This is a genomic window from Myxococcus hansupus, from assembly GCF_000280925.3.
Lineage (GTDB): Bacteria > Myxococcota > Myxococcia > Myxococcales > Myxococcaceae > Myxococcus > Myxococcus hansupus.
Genome location: NZ_CP012109.1, coordinates 8,991,551 through 9,013,876, shown reverse-complemented (window position 1 = coordinate 9,013,876; position 22,326 = coordinate 8,991,551). Strand labels below are relative to the sequence as shown.

Below are 22,326 nucleotides of genomic sequence, written 5' to 3'. Positions count from 1 at the left end.
CTCCGTCACGCCGCCCGGCCCGAGGCCTCACGGCGGGCACGCGCCACCTCGGTCCGGATGACCTGACGCAGCGCCTCCGGGTCGAAGGGCTTCTCCACGCGCGGATTTCCGACGCGCTCCAGGAACAGCCGCGCGGTGGAGGTGAAGGCGCCACCCGTGATGAAGACGATGCGCTCGGCGGCGCGCGGCGACACCTGCGACAGCGCGTCGTACAGGTCCATGCCGGTCATCTCCGGCATCATCAAATCGCAGAGCACGACGTCGTAGCGCGCCTCCGGCCCGGTGAGCTTCTCCAGGGCCTGACGCGCGCTCACCAGCACCTCTACGTCGTTCTCCCGGGACAGCGTGCGGCGGATGGCGCCACTCACCAGCGCGTCGTCGTCCACCACCAGCACCCGGCCTCGCACCGCGCGCGAGGACTCCGCGTCGGGCGCCTGGGCTGACACGCTGGAGGGAGACTCCGTACGAGTTCCCTGTCCCGAAGCGGCGCCACCCCGCGCGTCCGAGCCCGAGCCCGTGTGGCTCGAAACGGGTGGCGAAGTGGCGTGACCCTCGGCGGTGGACGTCCCTCTTGAACCCAAAGCCGAACCGCCCCGACTCACAGGGACGTCCTCGCCCCGTGCCTCCTGTGACCGCGCTGCCGTGTCCTCGGTACCGGAGTCTCGCTCGGCCATATGACCTCCGTTTCCTCGTCGCTCCCCCGGAGCCACTGCCTCCGAGGCGCGAGGCGCCCCATCCGGATGCGCGGGCGTGAAGGCGGCAGTCCCAGGCCCTCGCGCACCGGCCGACACGGCCGCAGCCGCAACGGCGTCGTGCGTGGCGCCTGAAACCTCTTCTCGCGCAGGGGAGCCTGCGTCAGCGCCGTGGCCTGCTTCACGGACAGGAACAGGGACGGCCCCCGAATCGGACACGTGCCGGGCCTCGGCCTTCGCGTCCGCGGCGTCACCTCGAGTCTCCGCCGCGACACCGGCCTCCGCCGTGGACACATCCTGTCCCCGCGCCACCTCGACCGCTGACCGCCCCGCCTCCAACAGCGGCGCACCGGCTGCCACGGACGCGGCCCGCAGCGTCACGCGGAACACCGAGCCCTTCCCGGCCTCGCTCTCCACCGCGATGGTGCCGCCCATGGCCGTCAGGTAGGCGTGGCACAGCGACAGGCCCAGGCCCGTGCCCACGCCCACGGGCTTCGTCGTGTAGAAGGGGTCGAAGATGCGACCGAGCAACTCGGGCGCAATCCCGCTGCCGGTGTCCCGCACCTCCGCCACCACGCGGCCCTCCGGGTTGGTGCGCGTGACGAGCCGCACCTCGTTCGCCTCCGCCTGTCCCTCTGGCAGCGCCTGGGCCGCGTTGATGAGCAGGTTGAGGAACACCTGCGCCAGACGGGCCTCGTTCCCCTCCACGTGGGGCACGTCGCCATAGTCCCGCACCAGCTTCGCGCGCGGGCGCAGCTCGCCCATGGCGATCTTCACCGCCGAGTCCAGCACCGCGTGCAACGCCACCGGCCCCTGATGCTCCTCGTCCGGCCGGGAGAACATCTTCAGGTCCTGCACGATGCGCCGCACCCGCTCCGCGCCGAGCAGCGCCTCGCGAAGCGCCTGGTTCACGTCCTTCAACCGCGTGCCCACATCCCGCGTGCCCGACAGCTCCCGCGCGAGCGCGTCGGCCTCATCGCTCGCGTGCTCCAGGTTGGACACGATGTAGGCCAGCGGGTTGTTGATTTCATGCCCCACGCCCGCCGCCAACTGGCCCACCGCCGCCAGCCGTCCCGTCTGGACAAGCTGCGCCTGGGCCTGCCGGAGCGTGCGCATGTTCGCCTCCAGCTCCGCGTTGGCCCGCGCCAGCGCCTGCGTGCGGTCCTGCACGCGCTCGGCGAGCCACCGCTCCCGGTCCTTCAACTGCCCCACGCGCAGCAGGTACACGCTGACGGCCAGCATGCTCACACCCAGCACGCACAGCAGCCAGAAGCCCGTGCGCTGCCACAGCTTCGGCTCCAGCAGGACGTCCAGCGACACGGGCTCCGTCCAACCGCCGTCGCGGCCCTTCGCCTGGACCTCGAAGCGGTAACTGCCTGGCCGCAGCCCGTTGTACAGCGCGCGCCGGGCCTCCGCGTGGACCCACGTATCGTCGTGGCCCGCGAGCCGGTAGCGGAAAGGCAGGCGCGCCGCGTCCACCGCCGTGAAGGCCGTGAAGCGAATCTCCAACCGGGACGCGCCGGGCTCCAGCTCCACCGGGCCCTCCACCGACACCGGCTTGCCCTGCACGCGCACCTCTTCAATCCGCACCTCGGGCGGCTGACGGCTCGCGTGCACGCGCACCGGGTCCACCGCGATGGCGCCCCGGAGGTTGGTGAACCACAGCCGCCCGTCCTGGCCTCGCCACGCCGAAGGCTGCGTGTTGCCGTTGCACTCCGCGCTGCGCATGCCGTCGCGCGTGTCGAAATCCAGCGTCGTCAGGCGCGGACGCTCACCCGCCGCCACCGCCTCCAAATCCCTGCGGGCGACGCGGGACACGCCCTTGTTGCTGCTCATCCACAGCGAGCCGTCCCCATCCGGCACCAGGCTGAACACCGCGTCGTCGTACAGGCCCTGGGCGACGGTGAAGCGCACCCAGGTGCCATCACGCCAGCGGCCCAGGCCCGTCTCCGTGCCCACCCACACCGTGCCGTCCGGATCCGCGAGCAGCGCCAGGACCAGGTCCCCGGGCAGGCCGTCCTTCTGCGTGAAGCGCTGGAAGCCCTTCTGCTCGCCGTCCCACCGCATCAGCCCCGTGTCCGAGCCGAACCACACCCGGCCCTGGACGTCCTCCACCATGACGATGATGGGGTCGCTGAAGCCCTGCTTCGCGCCGTAGACGGTCACCTCGCTCCCACGCAGCCGCGCCAGCCCGGCCTGCGTGCCCAGCCACGTGTCGCCCCGTGAGTCGACCAGAATGGCGGTCACCACGTCATGCGGCAGTCCCTGCGCGCGCGACACCCGCGTGAAGCGCTGGCCGTCATACCGGTAAGCGCCCGTCAGGGTGCCCACCCACAGCGTCCCGTCGGGCGACTCGTGCAGCGCGGGGATGACGCTCTCCGGGAGCCCCTGCTCGGCGCCCACGTGGACGAAGGCGCCGCCCGTGTACCGGAACAGGCCGCTGGTGGTGCCCAGCCACAACGTGCCGTGCCGGTCCTCCAGCACCGCGCTCACCATCTCGTCGGCCAGGCCCTCCGGGATGCCGTACGTGGCGAAGGGTCCGTCGCGAAGGCGCATCAGGCCCGAATACGTGCCCACCCAGAGGTGGCCGTTCCGGTCCTCCAGCAGCGACAACACGGCCGACTCGGCCATCCACTTCATGCCGGGCACGGGCTCGCTGAAGCCCTTCGCGTTGTGCCGCGTCAGGCCCCCGCGCTGCGTGCCCACCCAGAGGTTGCCGTCGCCATCCGCGTACAGCGCGTTGACGGAGAGGGACGGCAGGCCCTCGTCGGGCGTGTAGCGCCGGGCCACCACGCCATTCCAGGCGTAGAGCCCTTCTTGCGAGCCCACCCAGAGCACGCCCATCGCGTCACGGCGCAGCGCCGTCACGTGCGGCCGGGGATCCGGGCCTGGAAACGGAAAAGGCGCTGGCACCACGCTGCCGTCCACCAGCCGGACCAGGCCCTCGGGCGTCCCCACCCAGAGCGCCGTGCGCTCGCCCCGGGTCAGCGCGGTGATGCGAGCGGCCGGCAGTCCATCCGCGACGGTGTACTGACGTGCCACGCCCTCGCCCCGTGGCACCTGCCAGAGGCCAGTGGTCGTGCCCACCCAGAGCACGCCATCGCCCGCCACCAGCGTCTCCACCCGCGCGCCCTCCAGCGCCGCGGCGGCGCCGGGAGAACGCTCGAAGCGGCCCTGACGGTAGGCCACCAACCCCTGGTCCGTGCCCACCCACAACGTGCCGGACGCGTCCTCCACCAACGCCTTGATGGTGTGGTTGCGCAGCTCCGGCGTGTTGCGCTTGTCGAAGACGGTGAAGCGCGCGCCGTCGAAGCGCGCGAGCCCCTCCCACGTGCCCACCCAGAGGTAGCCGTCGCGCGTCTGCACCATGGACAGCAGGCTGTTCTGCGGGAGCCCTTCGTCGCTGCGCCACACGTCCTGGCTGTACTGCGAGACGCGGCGTTGGGGGTCCAAGGCCATGCCCGGCGTCGCCAGGACGAGTCCCGCGAGGAAGAACCAGCCGATGAACCCCCGCCACGAAGCGCGGGCCCGTTGCCCCGGAGTGCGCATGTCGACCGCAGTGTCCGGCAGAAACGGCCGCGAGGCCACACGCGGGCCAATCCACTCAGAGTGGAACGTTCAGTGAACGGTCTTGGCGACAGCGGCGGGGGACCGGCCTCCTCACCCAATACAACCCCCCGACTTCCCCCCGCCGCTGCCGCCGCGTCCGCCACCACCTGTGGAACCGGGGACCGCACTCCCGGCTCCTTCATGGCCTTGGCCATTGCGCGTCCGGCGAGGAGACCCCGGTGGTGGCGGAGGTCTCCGACGCGTCGCGCAGAGATGAAGATGCGAGGCGCTCCTCCAGCGCGCCACTGCGGGAATGAGACACCCGGGGTGTCCCCCGGTCGAAGCCGGCGGAGCCATGAGGCGCACGGCCACCCGTCCGGTCTATGCTCCGCGCGCCGAAAAGAGGGTGGATGAGCGACGGGTCGTTGTTTTCGACGGACCAGGTGGCCACGGAGTCGCGGTACCAGTGGCACCTGTGGGTGGCGGATGTCTTGGACCTGGGGACGTCCGTCCTCGTGGGGTGGGCCGCGCTGCGAGCCCTGGAGTTGGACCGCACGCCCGCATCGATGCTCCTGTCCATGGTCCTGACGTGGCTCCTCACCTCCGCCGTGGGCGGCGTGACGGGCCGGACGTTCTGGCGGCAGGTGGCGGGCGTGAAGCTGGTGCGCGCGGAGCACCGGCCCGGGCTGCTCCGCGGCCTGGCCCGGGGCCTCACCACGCCGCTGGACCTGCTGCTCAATGGCGTGCTGCTCCGCAGGCCGCTGGATTCGCTGCTGGGCCTGCACGCGGAGCCCGTGGACGCGGGCGTGGGCCCCCGCCTCAAGGGCGTGGCGCTCCAACTGCCCTGGCTCGCGGTGCTGGCCAGCGCGGTGTGGCTGCTCGTCACGCCCACCCGGGCGGAGATGCTCCAGTACCTGGGACGCACCCTGACGGGCTGGCACTGCTGCCACGGCACGCGTGAGGTGACGTGGCAGTGCCGCACGTCGCTGGACCGCGCGGTGCGCAACGCCCGGGGCGAGGACCCGGACGTCCAGAAGCTGGTGGCGGACTGCCCCGTCGCGGGCGCGCGGCTGAAGCCGTGAGCGCGAGCGGGGCCAGGCGTCAGCGCAGCTTCACGCGCAGCTCGCCTTCATTGCAGAAGACGCCCAGGTAGCCGGAGCCCACGTCGAAGTCCGAGTCGATCCGGAAACGGCTGGCCGACTTGCGATCCCCGGCCTTCACCACGCCCAGCCACGCCACGCTGCGGATGTCCTTCACCACGTTGCAGTCGGTCCAGTCGATCCGCTCGTGATTCTGGACCTCCACCCCGGGGGCCAGGAATCCCCCCACGCCGCCCTGCTCGCTCACATGGCCTCGCAGGGTGCGTTTCGCGGGAGGCGCCACCGTCACGCCGGCGTCGACCTGCGACGTGGCGGAGGGAGGTGACGCGGCGGAGGTCTCTTCATCGGCCTTGGCCTCGGCGGCGGCCGGCCCGAAATCCGGAACCGCCACGAAGAGCGCCCCCGTGGCCTCGAGCGCGCGGTCATCCAGCTCCAGGAACGCCCGCATCGGCCGCAGTCCAGCGCGCCCGCCGCGCGTCACCCGGGCCCGGCCCAGGACCTCGTGCTTGCCGCTCTTCAGCGGCCCCAGCACGTCAACCTCCTCGCCAGGAGCGAAGGCCCGGCCCAGGACCCTGTCGACGTACGGCTTGCCGTTGAGCTTCTTGATGGGGGCGACCTTCGCGGGCGTCACGTAGACCACGGCCGGCGTGACGGCCACCGGCTTCTTCACCGGCGCCTTCACCGGCTGCGCGCGAGGCGTCCTCGACTTGTCCGGCGCGACCTTCTCCGGCGCGTCGACGTCAGGGGTGATCGCCGCCACCTTGTCGGGCGTCACCTCGGCCACGGCGTTCCCCGCCTCGCCGGCGTCGATGCCCACGCCGACAGCCTGCGCGGGCGCCTGCGCCGTTTGGCCCAGCATCCCGACCGCGGGCTCCACTGACGGAGCATCCTTCCCCGTGGCACTGGCGACCGGCTCCGGGCCCGCGGGCGTCTGGACCACCAACGCGGTGGTCGCGGCGGTGGCAATCACGAGCAGCACGGCGATGGCCGCATACAGCCCCATCGGCCGCTTGCGGGACGTCGCCGTGTCCAGGCCGGAGGCCCCGTCAACAGGCTCACGCTCCACCGCGGACGCGGACGACATCGTGATCCCGGACACCATCACGGTGGGGGTGGAGTCCAAGGACGGCCGCACCGCCGTGGCGCCCGTGCCCAGGTCATCCGCTTCATCCGCGTAGACGGCGCCCGGCCGGGCGACGCCGCCGGAGACGAGACGCGGCTGCGTCTCCGGGCCGCGCATCACCGTGTGCTCGAAGGCGCTCACCGGCTGCGGCCCCGTGCCATATCCGGCCGGCGTGGGGGTGCGGCGGATGTTGGAGCCCGAGGACACCTTGGAGATGAGCCTGCGCTGGGCATCGAACGCCTCCGGGCACAAGCCGCGCACGAAGTGCCCCACTTCCTCCGCGCCCATCTCCGCGCCCGAGCGCACCAGCTCCGTGTTGAGCGCGCGCGCCAGCTCATCCGACCGCGTGTAGCGCCCGTCCGGACGCGCATCGAGCGCGCGCGCCACGACGGCATCCAACGAGGCCTCGACGTCCGAGCGGAGCTCCTTCAACGAAGGCACCACCGGATTCGACATGGCCGCCATCATCTCCCCCACCGTGCCGTGGGGAATGAGGGACCGGCCGGCCAGCATCTCCCACACCACGACACCGCTGGAGTAGATGTCGCTGCGGTGGTCCAGGGGCTCGGCGCGCACCTGTTCGGGCGACATGTAGCCGAGCTTCCCCATCACCGTGGCCGGCAGCGTGTACTTGCTGCGCGCCGCGGACTTGGCGAGGCCGAAGTCGATGACCTTCACCTCGCCCTCGTAGGACACCATGACGTTGTGCGGCGACACGTCGCGGTGGACGATGCCCAGCGGCGAGCCATCCGGCCCCGCCTTGCGGTGCGCGTAGCCCAGGCCCTCCGCGATGCGCTGGCCAATGAACAGCGCCACCGGCACCGGCACCGCCACGCCCTGCGCGCGCGCCTGCTCCAGCAGGTAGGCCAGGTCCACGCCGGCCACGTATTCCAGCGCCATGAAGTACGTCCCGTCCGCCTCCCCCATGTCGTAGACCTGGGCGATGGACGAGTGCACCAGGTGCACCAGCACCTTGGCCTCATGGTGGAAGCGGTCCAGGAACTGCCGGTCCTTCAGGAGGGCCGGCAGGATGGTCTTCACGATGCACGGCTTCTCGAAGCCGGCCGCGCCGCTGATCTTCGCCAGGTACACCTCACCCATCCCTCCCTGACCCAGGGGATGGACGAGCTCGTAGCGTCCGAGGAAGCGAGAGGACTCTGTGGGGTCGGTACTCATGGCGTCTGGCGGCAGCGAAGCACTCGAAAGCGGACGGAATCAAGCAGTGGACGACTTCCTTCCCACGGACACCGCCAAGGCCTCGAACGCAAACTCCCCCACCCCACCGGTCCGAAAGGCGTCCGCCCGTGCGCCCGCCGCGCACCCGTCGGGCAGGGTGGGTGTCCAGGAGCGAGGGGGACGCCGGGTGCGTGCGTGAAGGCAAGCCCGCTCCCGGGCAGGTTCCTGCGCCCAACACACGCGATGTGAACCGGCGCACCCCAGGCAGAGGGCCGCCCCCCAGTCCGATGCCACGCTTTCAGGAAGTGCGTTCCCTGGGAGTGCGCGCCCGGTACCTCGGCCGGACGCCGTTCGAGAAGGAGCGGCTCATGAAGCGGTGGGGACTCATGGGGCTGTTGGCGCTCGTGGCATGTGGGCCGGACGACGCCTCCGACAAGGGAGCCCAAAGTCGTGTGTGCCCCAACGTCATCGCGGGCGCCCTGTCGGAGCCCGTGAGCACCCGGCAGGTCGGCGCGCCCCTCCAAATGGAGGAGGACGGCCGGCAGCGGGTCATCATCCGCTACCGGAACATGGGCGTTCGGGCCCAGGGGCGCGTGGAGCAGGTGGGCGGCCAGGTGACGGCCACCTTCCGCACCACCCCCGCGGTGGCGGCGCGGATGTCCCTCCAGGAGCAGCGGGCGTTGCTGGCGGAAGACCCGCTGGTGGAGAGCATCGAGCTGGACCAGACCTGGCACGCCCTCGCGGCCGCCACGGCGCCCGCGCCCACCCTCCTGACGGCGCTGACGCGCGGCGCGAACCCGAACGAGCTCACCGCCGGGCTGCGCAAGGTCCAGGCGAACGAGGTGTGGGACCTGGACGGCGATGGCCTGCCGGACCCGGGCCGCCCCACGGGCGCGGGCGTGCGCGTGTGTGTCATCGACAGCGGGCTGGACCTGGAACATCCGGAGCTGATGGACGCGGTGGTGGCCGGACGCGACCTGCTGGATGACGACGACACGCCGTCCGACTTCAGCGGCAGCCACGGGTGGGGCACCGGCCATGGCACGCACGTGGCCGGCATCATCGCCGCGCGGCCGGGCCACGGCGGTCAGGGCACCCCGGCGCTGCAGCCCACGGGACTGATGGGCGTGGCACCCGGCGCGGAGCTCGTCATCGCGCGCGTGTTGGACCTCTACGGCAGCACGCACATGAGCTTCGTGCTGGCGGCGGTGGAGTACTGCGCCGAACAAGGCGCCAAGGTCGTCTCGCTGTCCCTGGGCGGCGGCGTCGCCACCAAGACGACGCTCGAGGTGTTCGAGGCCGCGCGCGCACAGGGCATGTTGGTGGTGGCCGCATCGGGCAACTACGCGGTCCAGGCGGTGGACTACCCCGCGTCGGATCCGAACGTGCTGGCGGTGGGGGCCCTGGACGCCTACGACCGCCGCGCCAACTTCTCCTCGGGCGGGCGCGGGCTGGCGCTGATGGCACCGGGCGTGGACGTGCTCTCCACCTTCCCGCGCGGCCAGGGGGCCTTCTCCACCGTGGACGTGCAGGGCACGCAGCCCACGTCGCGCTCGCTGCTGTACGGCCCCATCGAGAACCGATGGGGCAAGCTGGTGGACTGCGGCTTTGGCGACTCGCTGGACTCCTGCAAGGGCAGCACGTGCAGCGGGTTCATCGCCTATGTCCGCCACGGCAAGGTCCCCACGGACTTCGCCATGGTCAACGTGATGAAGCAGGGCGCGCGCGCCGTCATCTTCGGCAACGCGCGCCCGGAGGGAGGCGTGGACATCCTCTCCATGCCCAGGCGCGGGCAGTGGGTGCCCGCCGTCACCATCACCCAGGCGGGAGGCACCGTCCTGAACCGGATGCTGGGGGAGCTGGCGCGCGTCAGCATGGTGCGGGCGGACTACACGTATATGTCCGGCACCTCCATGGCCACGCCGTACGTCAGTGGCGTGGCCGCGCTGCTCTTCAGCGCCTACCCCGCCGCCACGCCCGACCAGGTGAAGCACGCGCTGCTGTCCTCCGCGAAGGACCTGGGGCCCGCGGGCTACGACGAGGACTACGGCCACGGCCTGGTGCAGGCGCGGCTCGCGCTGGAGACGCTCGCCGCCATGCCCTGAAGGGAGGGAAGTCCAGCCCCACCAGGTGCCTCACGGCCCGCGTGGGCCTGATTGCCAGGCCCTCCCGCGCGGACCACGTTGCCTTTCGGACGCGAACAAAGGAGTCCGTCATGAAGGCACTCGGACGTGGCGCGCTGTGCACGGCGGCGCTCTGGGGTGGCGCGGCGCTGGCCCAGATGGATGACCGCCCCTACGAAGAACCGGACCTGCGCTCTCCAGAGGCCGTGGCGGTCCGGGACCGGGACCGGGAGCAGCCGCGGGCCGACACTGGCATCTACGCGCAGCTCGGCGGCGGACTGGAGGGCTACACCGGACAGCTCGCCCCGGAGGTCACCCCCGGCTTCTCCTACGGCGTCGCCGTGGGCTACCGGCCCCATCCGTTCGTCGCACTGGAGCTGGGCTACAGCGGCGGCCTGAGCGACATCGACGACCGCGTGGGCCTGCTGGAAGACACCCGGGGTGGGCCGGACATCGTGCGCAACGCCGGCCAGGCCGTCGTCGTGGGCAACCTCACCGACACCCGGCTCCAGCCCTACGTGCTCGCGGGCATCGGCGTGGACCGCTACAACGTCCGCAATGATGCCCGAGGCGCGCTGCGCGGCTTCTCGGACGACACCAGCGGCTACGTCCCGGCGGGCGTGGGCCTGCGCTACCAGGTGGGCCAGCTCATCACCGCCGACGCGCGGGTGAACTACAACTTCCTCTTCGACCAGGACTTCGCCCCCGGTGGGCGTGAGCCGGGCGCGCTGGATGGCCGCTACGCGGCGGTGCTCTCGCTGGGCGGCACCTATTGAAGAGGACCGCGCGAGCGTCCGGGCACCCCTGCCCCGGACGCCCGGTGGTACGGGCTCAGTACGGCCGGTCCACGTGCAACCGCGCGGCGGCCCACGTGCCTTGGAGCCAGGCGGGAAGCTGCTGTTCCAACTTCTTGGCCTCCGCATCCGGAAGCTGCGCGTGCAGCGCGGAGAACACCCCGTGAAGCACCAGCCGCACGTTCTCCGGCTCGGCGTTCAGGTGGTTGGCCACCCTCAGGTAGAAGTCATCGCGGTCCAGCTTCACGGGGGCTTCCCCCCGGTGCCGGTGACAAACGCGAAACGCGTCGCGGATGTCCGGCGGGAGCTGCTCTCGCAGGTGCGCCACCCACGACGCGGACAGCCGTTCCGACAGCGTGCAGAACACCGCTTCGGCCGCCCGGTCCGCCTCGTAATCCGGAATCTGGGAGGATATTGCGTCCAGAAACGACTTGCGGTCCGTCCCCACGCCCAACCCCGTCCACGAGGTCGTGCGCTCCTGCTTCTGTATCGACATGGTGTCGCCTCCTCTGCCTCCCCTTCACCGTGGGGGCACGCAGCGGCGCTGACAGCAGAGCGCGAGGCGGCGGCAGGGACGCACGGTCCGCTGGGAATCGGCCCGGAATTCCAATTCCTGACATGACCGGAATCGGAACGCGGGTGTCCGTCTTTGGGACGAAGCGGCCCTCCGGGAGGCGCCACCGTCTGTGTTTGATTCGATTGATGACTTCCCCTGATGGGACGTCACCGCGCGTGTCGACCTTCCACCACCCGGCGTCCGGAGTCGCCCGGTAATCCAGGGGAATTGTTTAAACCCTGCCCCCCAAAAGAAGCAGAGGACTGGTTGGAATGAATTCCCGTCGCAATTGTCTAGGGCGCGCATCGTAGTTCCATTGCACGGCGGCCCTACCGCCATCTCAACCCATAAGAATTGAGGATTTCATGTATCGCATTGCCGTCGCCGCCCTGGTCCTTGCCGCATCCGGTTGCGCCACCACGGGCGGTGGTGGAGGCCGCGAGGGCAACGCCACCGTCGCGGGGGTCGTCCGCCTGCCGGAGAGCGGGCTGCGTGCTGACGATGCGTGCGGGCAGTTGCAGGTCATCGTCGCGTCGCCGTCCTCGCCCACCGTCGGGCTGGGCCGGGCCATGGTGAAGCCCAGCCGTGGCAACCGCTGCTCGTTCTCCGTGACGGGCGTCCCCAGCAACACCGACCTCCAGGTCGGCCTGACCGTGGGCAGCGACCTGAAGTGCGAGGCGGGCGCCGCGCCGTCCGTCTCCCCGGAGCCGACCACCGTGAAGGTGAACGACTACGGCACCGCCACCCGCGACTTCTCGCTGAGCTGCGGCGCCTGAAGTCCGGCGTCTTGAAGTCTTGAAGTCCGAACCGGGCGCCGCCCGTCCTCGCCCCCTGGGGCAGGCGAGGCGGCGTCACGGCATCAGCACGAACTCGTCCTGCGGGCAAGGGGGCCTTGTGGATTGATTCGCGTCGAAGGGGACGCGAAGCTTCCCGGGTCCTTCGCAGAAAGACGAGTTGGGTGATGACTTTGTATCGCTGGCGCGCCGTGACGCTCGCCCTGGTCCTCGGCGGGTCGGGCATGGCGTGTGAATCCGAAGAAGCGTTCCCCAATCTCGACGAGCTGGACCAGCTTCGCAGCCTGCACAGCCTGGGGCGTCAGCCGCCCAGGGACAGCACCAACCGCGTGGACGGCGTGGCACGCGCCGAGGCGCTGGGCGACCGGCTGTTTCACGATGCCGGCTTGTCACGCTGCGGCACGGTGTCCTGCGCGAGCTGCCACGGTGGCGAGGGCCTCACGGTCAGCACCGCCAAGGCGGAGGGCTGTGACGGGCACCTGTCCGAGCGCAACCCGCCCACCCTGTTGAACGTGGCGTACAACCGCTGGTTCATGTGGGACGGCCGCGCGGACCGGCTGTGGAGCCAGGCCGTCCTGCCCCTGCTCAACCCGGTGGAGATGAACTCGGACGCGCAGGTGGTGCGCGCCCGGCTCGACGCCGTTCCCGACTACGTCACCGAGTATCAGGCCATGTTCGGCACGACGCCCTCGGAGGCGACGGACGACGCGCTGCTGGCCAACGTGGGCAAGGCGATGGCCGCCTATCAGCGGACGCTGGTGCGCATCGACGCGCCGTTCGACGCCGACGTGCGCCGCTTCCTCACGGCGGTGGAGGCGGGCCAGGCGGAGGCGGACCCGGCGTACCTGGGGTTGAAGACGTTCCTGCGCAAGGGCCAGTGCATCGTGTGCCACAAGGGCCCGGCGCTCACCGACGACCTGTTCCACAACATCGGCGTGGAGGACACCGGCCCCGGCGGAGGGGGCCAGTGGAGCGTGCTGACGCCGCTGCTGGACTGGGAGTTCAACGCCGCCAGCCGCCACAGCGACGCGCCCACCGGCACCATCGCGGCCCGGCTCCAGACGCTGAGGACCCAGGCGAACCGCGAGACGCTGGAGGGGGCGTTCCGCACGCCGTCGCTGCGCAACCTGACGCTGACGGCGCCGTACATGCACACCGGCGAGCAGGCCACGCTGGAAGAGGTCATCGACTTCTACAACGACGGTGGCGGCGCGGCCGGCACCTTCGTGGGCAAGAAGACTGAGACCATGGTGCCGCTGGACCTCACGAACGAGGAGAAGCGCGCGCTGGTGACGCTGCTCCAGTCCATGACGGGCGCGACGCACCACTGAGCGCGGAGTTCCCAGCCTGCCTTCCGCGTCCGTGCGCGGACGGCAGGTGGTGAGTGGCAAGCCCGGTGGAAGGTGCTCATCCACCGTGCTGGCATTGTCGCCAGGCGGGGACTCGGTCCAAGCTGCTCGCGCCGAGTTCCGCCGCAACGGTTGGGCGTGTCCTCCCAAAGGTCTTTCATGAACCCCAGACATCTCCACGCCCGTTGGGCCCTTCCACTGCTCTGCGCGACGCTGGGACTCCCCGCTTGCGACAACTCCCCGTCCCCTCCGACGCCCCCGCCCCATCCCGGGGAGCAGCCACCCGCGCTGCGCGTCACCGTGCAGACCCAAGGCCCGGCGTACTGCCGGGAGGGAGCGTGGACGCTCTCCGTCTCCTTCGAAGGCGCCACTCCGGAGCGAGTCCAACTCATCACGAACGACGAGGTACCCACGCGGCTGGAGGCCCCGTACCAGCACGTCGTCGACTGCGCCGCTCATGCCGAGGGACGCTTCGCGTTCAAGGCTCGCGCGTGGGTTGATGGCAAGCACGTCGACGCCGAAGCGGTGGCTGTCACGGTGGACCGCACGCCACCGACCGTGGTCTCCGTGAAGCCTGGCCACAGCCATCCGTCCGTGTCTTCACCAATGGGGTTCGTCTTCTCAGAGCCGATACTGCCGGAGTCACTTCAATCCGAGCCGGCGAGGCTCATCGGCCCGACCAATCTACCAGTCCCATATCAAGCGGTTCTTCGGGAAAACGGAACGGTCCTTGAGTTGGTGCCGGAATCACTGCTCCAGCCCCCATTCACGTTGTATGCGCTGGAACTCCAGACGAGCCTGACCGACCTGGCCGGAAACCTACTCGAGACAGTCCTGCCAGATTTCGCTCACATGCACTTCGCCGACTACTGGCCCTTTGGCCGTGTCACGGCGCCTCTTGCCTCCGGCGAAGGGCCGCGTTCGTTCGTGCTTGAAAGCGGCGATAACAGGACCGAGCCCATCATCGGCTATACCCAAGACGAACAGGGTATCCGAGAGCCCATGGTCGCACGATGGCGTGACGGCGCCTGGCAGCGACTCCCCCCGATTCGCGAAGCCAATACACGAACTGAACATGCCTCCGAGATTCTGGTGGCGCAAAAGACCGGCGTGCTTGTCACCGCCTGGACCGAGAAGAGCGCAACGACCCGAACCATTCAACTTCATGTCGCGAGCTACAACGGAAGGGCGTGGCAACATCTGGGCGCGCCCCACGACACTCGCTCCGACCTCGGAAAAATCCCTCTGGCGCTGGACGAGGAGGGCAAACCCGTCATCGTAGTGGAGCGAAATGTCTCCGCTTCCGAAACGGAAGTCCGAGTCCTTCGATGGACAGGCTCGGAGTGGATTTCACTGGGCACTCCCTTCAACAGGAGCCCCATGCCGCAGGTCGCTATCGCTGTCGATGCCACTCGAGTGTTCGTGGGCTGGGAGGAGTGGACCTTCGCAGCAGGTCTTTTCGCCAAGCACATCCACGTCGCTGCGTTCGAGAATGGAAGATGGACTCCCGTAGGCACAGCCATCCCATCCAGAGCGAATGCATTCGTGGACCACATCACGCTTGCGATACAACCCGACCGCCACATTTTCATTTCTTGGACTGAGAACGGATTTTCCCACACCTCAAGCAACATCAAAGTTTCATCCATGACGCTGGACTCCTCGCAATCCAATTGGGACTCACCCGAATCTGTAGCTGCCCAGATTGGCGAGAGTCGGTACTCGGAACTCCATCTCGTCGTCGACAACGACGGTGAGCCCTGGCTGGCGTGGACCGAACGCCACATGTATATCTCAGAGGTAGAGAGCTATTTCCGCAGGCGCCGTGCCACGGGCTGGGAGCTCAAGCAATTCATTGCCAGAGAGTGGCTGCAGGACTTCTTGCTCGACACCGCTGGGGGCCCCTGGGCCTTGTCGGGCGGCGCCGTCGTACGCCCGCAGTGAAGTCCCGCGCGGCTCCTGCCCGGAGCCGCGCGTCACGCCTCACGGGCCCAGCGTTCAGCGCACCAGGTGGAAGTCCGTCTGACGCTTCCAGGCCCAGTGCACGCGGCCCTCGGCGTCGATGGTGACGTCCTCTTCCTGCGCCGAGCGCAGCAGTTGGCCGTTCCACTCCGGCACCGCGGACGTGGCCTGGAGCTCGATGGAGTACCACTGGTTCGCAATCACCTGATGGTCCCCATTGCCGGGCACGCCCTCCTGCCGGTCCCACAGGCCCACCATGGGGCCGGCGCCGTGGCCGTGCAGACCAATGGGATGCGAGTACACCGTGCCATTGATGCCCTCGGCGCGCATCCGCTCCCGCGAGACGCGCAGGATGTCATTGCCCGAGCGCCCCGGACGCAGCTCCTCGAAGACGATGTCCTGCAGCCGGTTGGACGCCTTCAGCGCCGCCTTCAACCCTTCGGGCACGTCCGTCTCGCCCTCGCGCAGCACGTAGCCCATGTGCTGGGTGTCCGTGTTCAGCCCCAGCGCGGTGACGCCGTAGTCGCAGTGCAGCACGTCGCCGCGCTGGATGACCGGGTTCTCGCCCAGCCCCTTGTCGTCGGCGCCCTGCCGCTGCACGTCCACCGACGGCTGGAACCACGTCTCCAGGCCCAGGTCCGCCAGGCGCTGCCGCATCCACCACTCCACGTCACGCGTGGTCGTGACGCCCGGGGTGATGACCTGATTGGAGAAGGCCGTCTCGATGATGTCCCACGCGAGCTTCGTCTGCTCCTCGTAGAAGCGGGCCTCGTCCGCCGAGCGCCAGGCGATGAAGTCCACCGCCAGCCCGTCCACCGACGTGAAGCGATTCACCCAGTCGGGCCCGAGCGCCTCCGCCATGCCCTCGTACTCGCCATGGCTGAGGCCGTCCGCGAAAGCGAAGGTGCGCGACACGTTGAGCGCGATGGACTTCGGCTGGCGCTCCTCCAGCACCTGCTTGAGCACCTGCCACTGCTCGGGGCCCCACAGCTCCGCCTGACGGTTCACACCGCCGCCGTCCACCTGCCGCTGCGCGCGGCGTGGCGTGTAGATGCCGCCCTGCGAGCCTCCACCCAACGCGAGCCGCTCGATGCCCTGCTCGGGGCCCCGGTCGAAGAACACGTAGATGGTCCGGCGGCGCGCGGCGAACGTCGTGGGCGACACGAGCGCCTTGAAGACAGGGTCCTCGTTGTACTCGCGCATCGGGATGACCCACATGTCCACGCCGTACTTCCGCATGAGCTGGGGCAAGGCGGTCTCCATGCGCTCGGCCAGCCAGGTCTGCTGGCGCTGCGCCTGCTCACGCAAGGTGCCGAAGGGACGCGCGGGCGTGGACGCCTTCGCCGCGGTCTTCTCGGCGGCGTCCGAGGCCTGCGCCGAGGGAGCGACGGTGGCGCAGGAAGTGGAGAGCAGCAACGGGGCAAGCAGCAAGGTCCGGGTGCGCATGGCCGCGCAGTCTGTCACGCACGGCCACGCGGCGCGCGCGGACTTCACGCGTCATGCCGCGCACGGGCCCCGTGAGCCCGGAGACTCCGGAACGCGGTGAGCAGCCCTCAACTCGCGCGCGTCAGGGCACGCCCGCACAGGCCGCGTTGTCCTCGCCGCACACCGCGAGCAGCCGCGCCTCGTTGGGAACCTGCTGACACCCGCTCGCGGTGGCCACGTCGAACTCCTCGGCGCGGATGCGCATGCACTGCACACAGCCCGCCTTCGCGCCGGTGTCGCCACGCGCGAGTCGGGCCTCCACCGCCGCGTAGGCCGCGAAGAGGTCCGCCTCGCACTGCTCGCGAGGCACCTCCAGCGTTCCGCACAGCTCGGTGTGGGCACAGGCCGAGGCCGCCGACCGCTCCGCCCAACCCACGTAGGAGAGCTGCTGCGGCTCCGCGCCACCACACGCCCACAGCCACGTCGACATCACCAGCGGAGCCATCCTCGGGTTCATGCCCGCACTCTCACCCGGCATGGGCATCCAAGTCACTGGCGCGGCGGGCTCCCTCGACAGGCCCGGACGTCGAGAGGGCAGCCACGCCCCGCGCACGGGCCTGCAGTGGCGTGCCGAGAACGGCTTCGCGCTGTTCCATCACGGAGCCCCAAAGGGTCGCCATGCGCATTGCACGGGCCAACTCCAGCGCCGGACTGCCCAGCGCGTGCCGATCCATCACTCACCCCTCCCGAGCAACGGAACGGCCACCACGCGCACCACACGGGCCGGCTCCGGCACGCTGTGGCCACAGCGCGCCGCCCGCCTACTCGGCCAACCCGGACACCGGGAGCGCCGCCACGCCCTGCACGCTGGCCGGCTGCGGCGCCGAGCACGGCTGCACGCCACACGTCCCCGGCACATAGCGCTCGGCCTCGATGAGCATGCCCATCGCCTCATTGCCTCCGCCCATCACCAGCACCGCGCCATCCACCAGCGCCAGGGCGCCCAGCTTCTCACGCGGCTCCTCCAACGCGGGTTCGGAGGACCACGTCTCCGTCCGCGGGTCGAAGCGCTCCACGGACGCGAGCGCCCCCGTCGTGTAGTGCTCGCCGCCCATCACCAGCACCGCGCCATCCGGCAACACCACCGTGGCGTGGTGCTCGCGAGGCACCTGGGGCGCGGCCACCAGCGTCCACGTTCCCGTCTGGGGTGAGTACACCTCCGCCGTGGCCGCGGCGCGCGCCGTCGTCCCGCCCACCACCAACACGCGCCCGTCCTGCAGCAACGTCACCGAATGCGCCAACCGGTGCGTCCCCGCCGCGCCCCCCGCGGGTCCCGCCTTCTCCCAGAGGTCCGTCACCGCGTCGTAAAGCTCCGCCTGGAGCCCGCTCACGAAGAGCACCTTGCCCGTGTCCAACAGCACCGCCGTCAGGGCGCCGCCCCGCACGAAGCCCGGAGGCGACACGAAGCTCCACGTCCCCGTCTCCGGGTCGAACACCTCCGCCGAGCGCAGGGGCCGCAGGTCCACGTCCGTGCCGCCCGCCACCAGCACCCGTCCATCCGCCAGGCGCACCGCCGCCGGGTCATTGCGCGCCACGGCCATGCGGGCCACCTCCGTCCACGTCCCGGCGACAGGCGAGTACACCTCCGCCTCCGCGAGCGCGCCCATGGCCACGCCGTTCGAGCCGCCCATCACCAGCACGCGCCCGTCCGTCAGCCGCACCGCCGCGTGGTTGCGCCGGCGCGTGCGCAAAGGCCCCGTCTCACTCCAGCGGCCCGTCGCGGGCTCGAACACCTCGCAGCTCGACAGCGTGCGGTGGCCGTCATGCCCGCCGGCGGCCAGCACGCGCCCGTCATCCAACGTGACGAAGGGCAGCAGCTTGCGCGGCGAGGCGAGCGTCAGCCCCTGCCCCACCACCCCGGAATCGCCGTCCTCCGAACGCGGACCCGCGCTGCAGGAGAACATGAGAGCGAAAAGCATGACCGTGACGCATGACGTCGAAAACCGTTGCATAACCCACCTGGAAGGCCCGTCGAAGCGGTCACGTTTAACCTGACCGTCTGACATTCCAGGGCTGGCCAACCTGAGTGATTCCCGACGCTTAACCCTCCCCCGGGGACCGGTGAGACCCCACCCGGGAGCGGCGCCACCCCGCCATGCAACGCCCTGCGTCACTCACTCGCGCGCGGGCTCGGACTCCAGGCCCTCGTTCACCGGCTCCCGGTCCATGCCCCTTGAATGACGGGGTGGAAGCGCGCCGCCGTCGTCATCCACCTCCAGCGTGAGGAGCGGATGGTCCGCGTCGACCAGGTAGACGTCCTTGCCGCTGATGAAGTCCACGTCGGAGAACTCCACCAGGTAGTCACGCCGGGGGATGGGGACGAGCCCGGGCTCCAGTTCGAAGTGCGTGTCTCCGATGGCCGTCACGTGCCCCAGGACGACGCCCTTCGCCGTCCGCACCGTCATGCCTTCGTGTACCGCGTCTGTCCGAATCATTCCGGCCTCCTCGCGTTCGGGCGGCCCCTGCGTCCGGGCATCCCAGACAACGGTGCGAGCGGGCAGGGCCCATTGCACCCAGCGCCAGGGCGCCTGGCCCCGCCCGTTCCAGGCAAACGCAAACGCTGCCCCTTCACGCGCGTGCCTAACGTTCCGCGCAGGAGGTGCACCATGCTGGTGGAACTGTCCGCGGTGGAGGCTCGCGAGATGAAGCAAGCGTTGGACTCGGCGCTGCGCGCGCTTCAGGAAGAGATTGCCCAAGCGGGGCCGAGCGCCTACCGCGACCTGTTGCGCGAGCGCTTCACCCGGCTGGACCAGCTCAACCGGCGGCTCGACATGTCGCTCGAGGGGGAGCAGGTCTACGCCTGACGCGAGTCGCCATGCGCTGATTCCTATCAGTCCAGGGAAGACGCGATAGGCTCGCCCGATGCGCACGCCGTTTCTCGCCGTCCTGCTGGTCATCCCAGCCGCCCTCTCCTGTACCGCGGACGCCTTCACGTTCGGGGCGTCCCACGAGGACTTCCTCCGCCGCCCGGACCGGGTGCAGATATTCCTCGCGGACCACCCGACGTCCTGGGGCCGCGACTATCGCGACCTGCCCCCGGGCGTGAAGGAGGAAGACCTTCCCCGCAGCGGCAAGAACTTCGTGCTCCCCCAGGAGGGCCCCGAGCTGAGCAAGGAACACCGCAAGCAATTGGCGGCCGCCTTCGTCCCGGCGTCCGAACCCAACCCCATCCCGGAAAAGAAGTGCGGGTTCAACCCGGACATCGCGCTGCGCTACTGGCGCGGCAACACGTGGATGGATGTCATCGTCTGCCTGGGCTGCATCCAGTTCATCTACATCGATGCGAAGGGCGAGCAGATTGCCTCGCGCAACGTGGGCGTCCTGTCGGACTACACGTTCCTGTACCAGCTCGCCAAGGAAGCCTTCCCCGAGGAGAACTTCCGGTTCCTCCGGTAGCCGCCAAGCCCCTCAAAGGGCCCGCCCCGACTTCGCGTCGAAGCGCCGCAGCTTCGACGCGTCGTACCGCAGCCACACGGACGCGCCGGTGGGCACCCGGAAGTCCCCAGCGGCGCGCGCGACCAGGCGCTCGCCAGCGGACTCCACCGTCACCCAGCTCTCCGCGCCCATGGGCTCCACCAGGTACACGCGGCCCTCCAGCGCGCCGGGAGGGGCGTCACCCTGCCCCACTTCCAGGTGTTCGGGACGCAGCCCCAGCACCACGTCCGCGTCCGGCTGGCCCAGCGTCCCGGGCTTCACCAGGTTGATGCGCGGGGCGCCGAAGAAGCCCGCCACGAACAGGTTCGCGGGCGCGTCGTACAGCTCGCGCGGCGGGGCCACCTGCTGCACCGCGCCCTGGTGCATCACCACCACGCGGTCCGACAGCGTCATCGCCTCCGCCTGGTCGTGCGTGACGTAGATGAACGTGGCCTTGAGTTGCTCATGCAGCTTCTTGATTTCGCCCCGCATCTGCGTGCGCAGCGCCGCGTCCAGGTTGGACAGCGGCTCGTCGAAGAGGAACACCTTGGGCCGCCGCACCAGCGCCCGGCCGAGCGCCACGCGTTGCCGCTGACCGCCCGACAGCTCCTTCGGCTTGCGCGAGAGCAGCGCGTCCAGCCCCAGCAGGGCCGCCACCTCGCGCACGCGCGCGTCGATGTCCTCCCGCGACAGCCCCGCGACCTTCAGCGGGAAGGCCAGGTTCCGCGCCACGTCCAGGTGCGGGTAGAGCGCGTAGCTCTGGAACACCATGGCGATGTCCCGCTCGCGCGGCGACATGTCGTTCACCACCGCACCGTCGATGCGCAGCGTGCCGCCCGACATCTCCTCCAGCCCGGCGATGAGGTTCAGCGTCGTGGACTTGCCGCAACCCGACGGCCCCACCAGGGAGATGAACTCACCGTCCGCGATGTCCAGGCTCACGCCCTTCACCGCGGCCACCCCGCCCCGATACACCTTGCGCACGTCCTCCAGGGACACCGTCGCCAAACGCCATGCCTCCCGGGTGTCTTGGACACGGCTCGTGTCGCACTGTCACACCCACAGGTGCGGAAGCATCGCGCCCCGTGCTCCCAGGGCAAGCCCCGAGGCGAGGCGCCGTACACCCGCTGACACCGGGCGGGAGCCCAGGCGGCCGGGCGCCCCTTCGCCGGACGCTCGCCCGCCGCTTCTTGGAGGCGGAAGGCGGCGGACGCGCACTATGTTCGCGCGGCCATGAGCACCACGAGCCCCTCGCCGTCCCCCAAGCTGGCCATCGAAGTGCGGGACCTGCACAAGTCCTTCGGCGACCAGCAGGCGCTGCGCGGGGTGAACCTGGTGGTGCCGGAGGGCACCACCTGCGTGCTGCTGGGCGTGTCCGGCTCCGGCAAGACGGTGCTGATGAAGCACATCATGGGGTTGCTCCAGCCGGACCGGGGCTCCGTGCAGGTGGAGGGCGAGGACATCGCGGGGATGAACGAGAGCGCCCTCAGCGAGATGCGCCGCAAGCAGGGCATCCTCTTCCAGGCCAACGCCCTCTTCGACTCGCTCACCGTCTTCGACAACGTGGCCTTTCCGCTCCGCGAGCGCACCCGCACGCCCGAGAAGGAAATCGCCGAACTGGTGAACAAGACGCTGGAGCGGGTGGGCCTGTCGCACGCGACGCAGCGCTTCCCGGGTGAGCTCTCCGGCGGCATGCAGAAGCGCGTGGGCTTCGCGCGCGCCACCATCCTCCAGCCGAAGATTCTCCTCTACGACGACCCCACCGCCGGCCTGGACCCGCTCACCACCGCCGCGGTGAACGAAATCATCACCACCGGCAAGCAGCAGCTCGGCGCCACCTCGGTGGTGATTACGCCGGACGTGGCCTCCGCCTTCGGCATGGCGGACCACCTGGCGCTCATGCACGAGGGCCGCGTCGTGGAGTACGGCCCGCCCGACACCTTCCGCGAGTCGCAACACCCCGAGGTGAAGGCCTTCCTCCGCAACTGGCTCCAGCGCCGCGCCCAGAGCCGGCGCGCGGCCCAGGCCTGAGGCGGCCCGCGAACGGAACGCGGGTTGCAAACCGTCCGGCCCGCCGCCCGAACGCGGCCCGGCGACCACGATGCCTTCGAAGACCTCCTCACCATTCGCGGCAGCAAGGACACGGCGCGGCCCATGGGCCACCCTCGCCGCGGCGCTCCTGTGCGCGGCGTGTCCGTCCTCACCGCCC

Annotated in this window: 17 protein-coding genes; 9 read left to right on the top strand and 8 right to left on the bottom strand. The window is 70.2% G+C overall.

The genetic code is table 11. The annotated features are described in order from the left end of the window. Positions 1–5: 5 nt before the first annotated feature. Positions 6–4,241 (bottom strand): two-component regulator propeller domain-containing protein, encoded by a 4,236-nt coding sequence (locus A176_RS35540; protein ID WP_002633975.1) that lies wholly within the window; start codon positions 4,239–4,241, stop codon positions 6–8. 410 nt (positions 4,242–4,651) lie between these two features. Between A176_RS35540 and A176_RS35535 the strand changes: the two genes are divergently transcribed. Then, entirely contained in the window at positions 4,652–5,323 is a 672-nt protein-coding gene (locus A176_RS35535; protein WP_002633980.1) for a hypothetical protein, read from the top strand. Between the two features lie 19 nt (positions 5,324–5,342). Here the strand turns inward: A176_RS35535 and A176_RS35530 are convergent, their stop codons facing one another. Beyond that, on the bottom strand, positions 5,343–7,640 hold the full coding sequence (locus tag A176_RS35530) for a serine/threonine protein kinase (RefSeq protein ID WP_044889963.1): 2,298 nt from the start codon (positions 7,638–7,640) through the stop codon (positions 5,343–5,345). A 368-nt stretch (positions 7,641–8,008) separates the two neighbouring features. Here A176_RS35530 and A176_RS35525 point away from each other — a divergent pair, with 368 nt between their 5' ends. Both A176_RS35525 and A176_RS35520 read left to right on the top strand, forming a co-directional pair. After that, positions 8,009–9,745, top strand: coding sequence for a S8 family serine peptidase (locus A176_RS35525; RefSeq protein ID WP_044890016.1), 1,737 nt, complete (start codon positions 8,009–8,011; stop codon positions 9,743–9,745). A gap of 110 nt (positions 9,746–9,855) precedes the next feature. After that, positions 9,856–10,539 carry an outer membrane protein gene (locus tag A176_RS35520; RefSeq protein ID WP_002633989.1) on the top strand — a complete coding sequence of 228 codons (684 nt, stop codon included), beginning with the start codon at positions 9,856–9,858 and terminating at the stop codon, positions 10,537–10,539. A 55-nt stretch (positions 10,540–10,594) separates the two neighbouring features. On the opposite strand, the gene A176_RS35515 is transcribed toward A176_RS35520, so the two are convergent. Continuing rightward, complete coding sequence (locus A176_RS35515) at positions 10,595–11,053, bottom strand: DUF2267 domain-containing protein (protein WP_002633991.1); 459 nt, start codon at positions 11,051–11,053, stop codon at positions 10,595–10,597. A 425-nt stretch (positions 11,054–11,478) separates the two neighbouring features. Here A176_RS35515 and A176_RS35510 point away from each other — a divergent pair, with 425 nt between their 5' ends. The 3 genes from A176_RS35510 (at position 11,479) to A176_RS35500 (ending at position 15,200) form a co-directional block, all read left to right on the top strand. Beyond that, positions 11,479–11,889, top strand: a complete 411-nt coding sequence (locus tag A176_RS35510) for a hypothetical protein (RefSeq protein WP_002633993.1) — start codon at positions 11,479–11,481, stop codon at positions 11,887–11,889. Positions 11,890–12,074: 185 nt separating this feature from the next. Next, the gene (locus A176_RS35505; RefSeq protein ID WP_002633995.1) at positions 12,075–13,238 is read left to right on the top strand and encodes a cytochrome-c peroxidase; all 1,164 of its coding nucleotides are present in this window, start codon (positions 12,075–12,077) and stop codon (positions 13,236–13,238) included. A gap of 318 nt (positions 13,239–13,556) precedes the next feature. After that, on the top strand, positions 13,557–15,200 hold the full coding sequence (locus tag A176_RS35500; RefSeq protein WP_226994087.1) for an Ig-like domain-containing domain: 1,644 nt from the start codon (positions 13,557–13,559) through the stop codon (positions 15,198–15,200). A 54-nt stretch (positions 15,201–15,254) separates the two neighbouring features. Here the strand turns inward: A176_RS35500 and A176_RS35495 are convergent, their stop codons facing one another. The 4 genes from A176_RS35495 to A176_RS35475 form a co-directional block, all read right to left on the bottom strand. After that, complete coding sequence (locus A176_RS35495; protein ID WP_044890018.1) at positions 15,255–16,664, bottom strand: M24 family metallopeptidase; 1,410 nt, start codon at positions 16,662–16,664, stop codon at positions 15,255–15,257. Positions 16,665–16,785: 121 nt separating this feature from the next. Continuing rightward, positions 16,786–17,160: a hypothetical protein gene (locus A176_RS35490; protein WP_044890019.1), complete on the bottom strand. Its 375-nt coding sequence runs from the start codon at positions 17,158–17,160 to the stop codon at positions 16,786–16,788. A gap of 304 nt (positions 17,161–17,464) precedes the next feature. Then, positions 17,465–18,622: a Kelch repeat-containing protein gene (locus A176_RS35480; protein WP_002634000.1), complete on the bottom strand. Its 1,158-nt coding sequence runs from the start codon at positions 18,620–18,622 to the stop codon at positions 17,465–17,467. Positions 18,623–18,817: 195 nt separating this feature from the next. Then, positions 18,818–19,138 carry a PRC-barrel domain-containing protein gene (locus tag A176_RS35475; RefSeq protein ID WP_002634001.1) on the bottom strand — a complete coding sequence of 107 codons (321 nt, stop codon included), beginning with the start codon at positions 19,136–19,138 and terminating at the stop codon, positions 18,818–18,820. A 171-nt stretch (positions 19,139–19,309) separates the two neighbouring features. Between A176_RS35475 and A176_RS35470 the strand changes: the two genes are divergently transcribed. After that, positions 19,310–19,507, top strand: a complete 198-nt coding sequence (locus A176_RS35470) for a hypothetical protein (RefSeq protein WP_002634002.1) — start codon at positions 19,310–19,312, stop codon at positions 19,505–19,507. Between the two features lie 58 nt (positions 19,508–19,565). Beyond that, on the top strand, positions 19,566–20,099 hold the full coding sequence (locus A176_RS35465) for a hypothetical protein (RefSeq protein WP_002634003.1): 534 nt from the start codon (positions 19,566–19,568) through the stop codon (positions 20,097–20,099). 12 nt (positions 20,100–20,111) lie between these two features. Here the strand turns inward: A176_RS35465 and A176_RS35460 are convergent, their stop codons facing one another. After that, positions 20,112–21,125, bottom strand: coding sequence for an ABC transporter ATP-binding protein (locus A176_RS35460; RefSeq protein ID WP_002634004.1), 1,014 nt, complete (start codon positions 21,123–21,125; stop codon positions 20,112–20,114). A 225-nt stretch (positions 21,126–21,350) separates the two neighbouring features. Here A176_RS35460 and A176_RS35455 point away from each other — a divergent pair, with 225 nt between their 5' ends. Then, on the top strand, positions 21,351–22,148 hold the full coding sequence (locus A176_RS35455; protein ID WP_002634005.1) for an ABC transporter ATP-binding protein: 798 nt from the start codon (positions 21,351–21,353) through the stop codon (positions 22,146–22,148). The last annotated feature ends 178 nt before the right edge of the window (positions 22,149–22,326 follow it).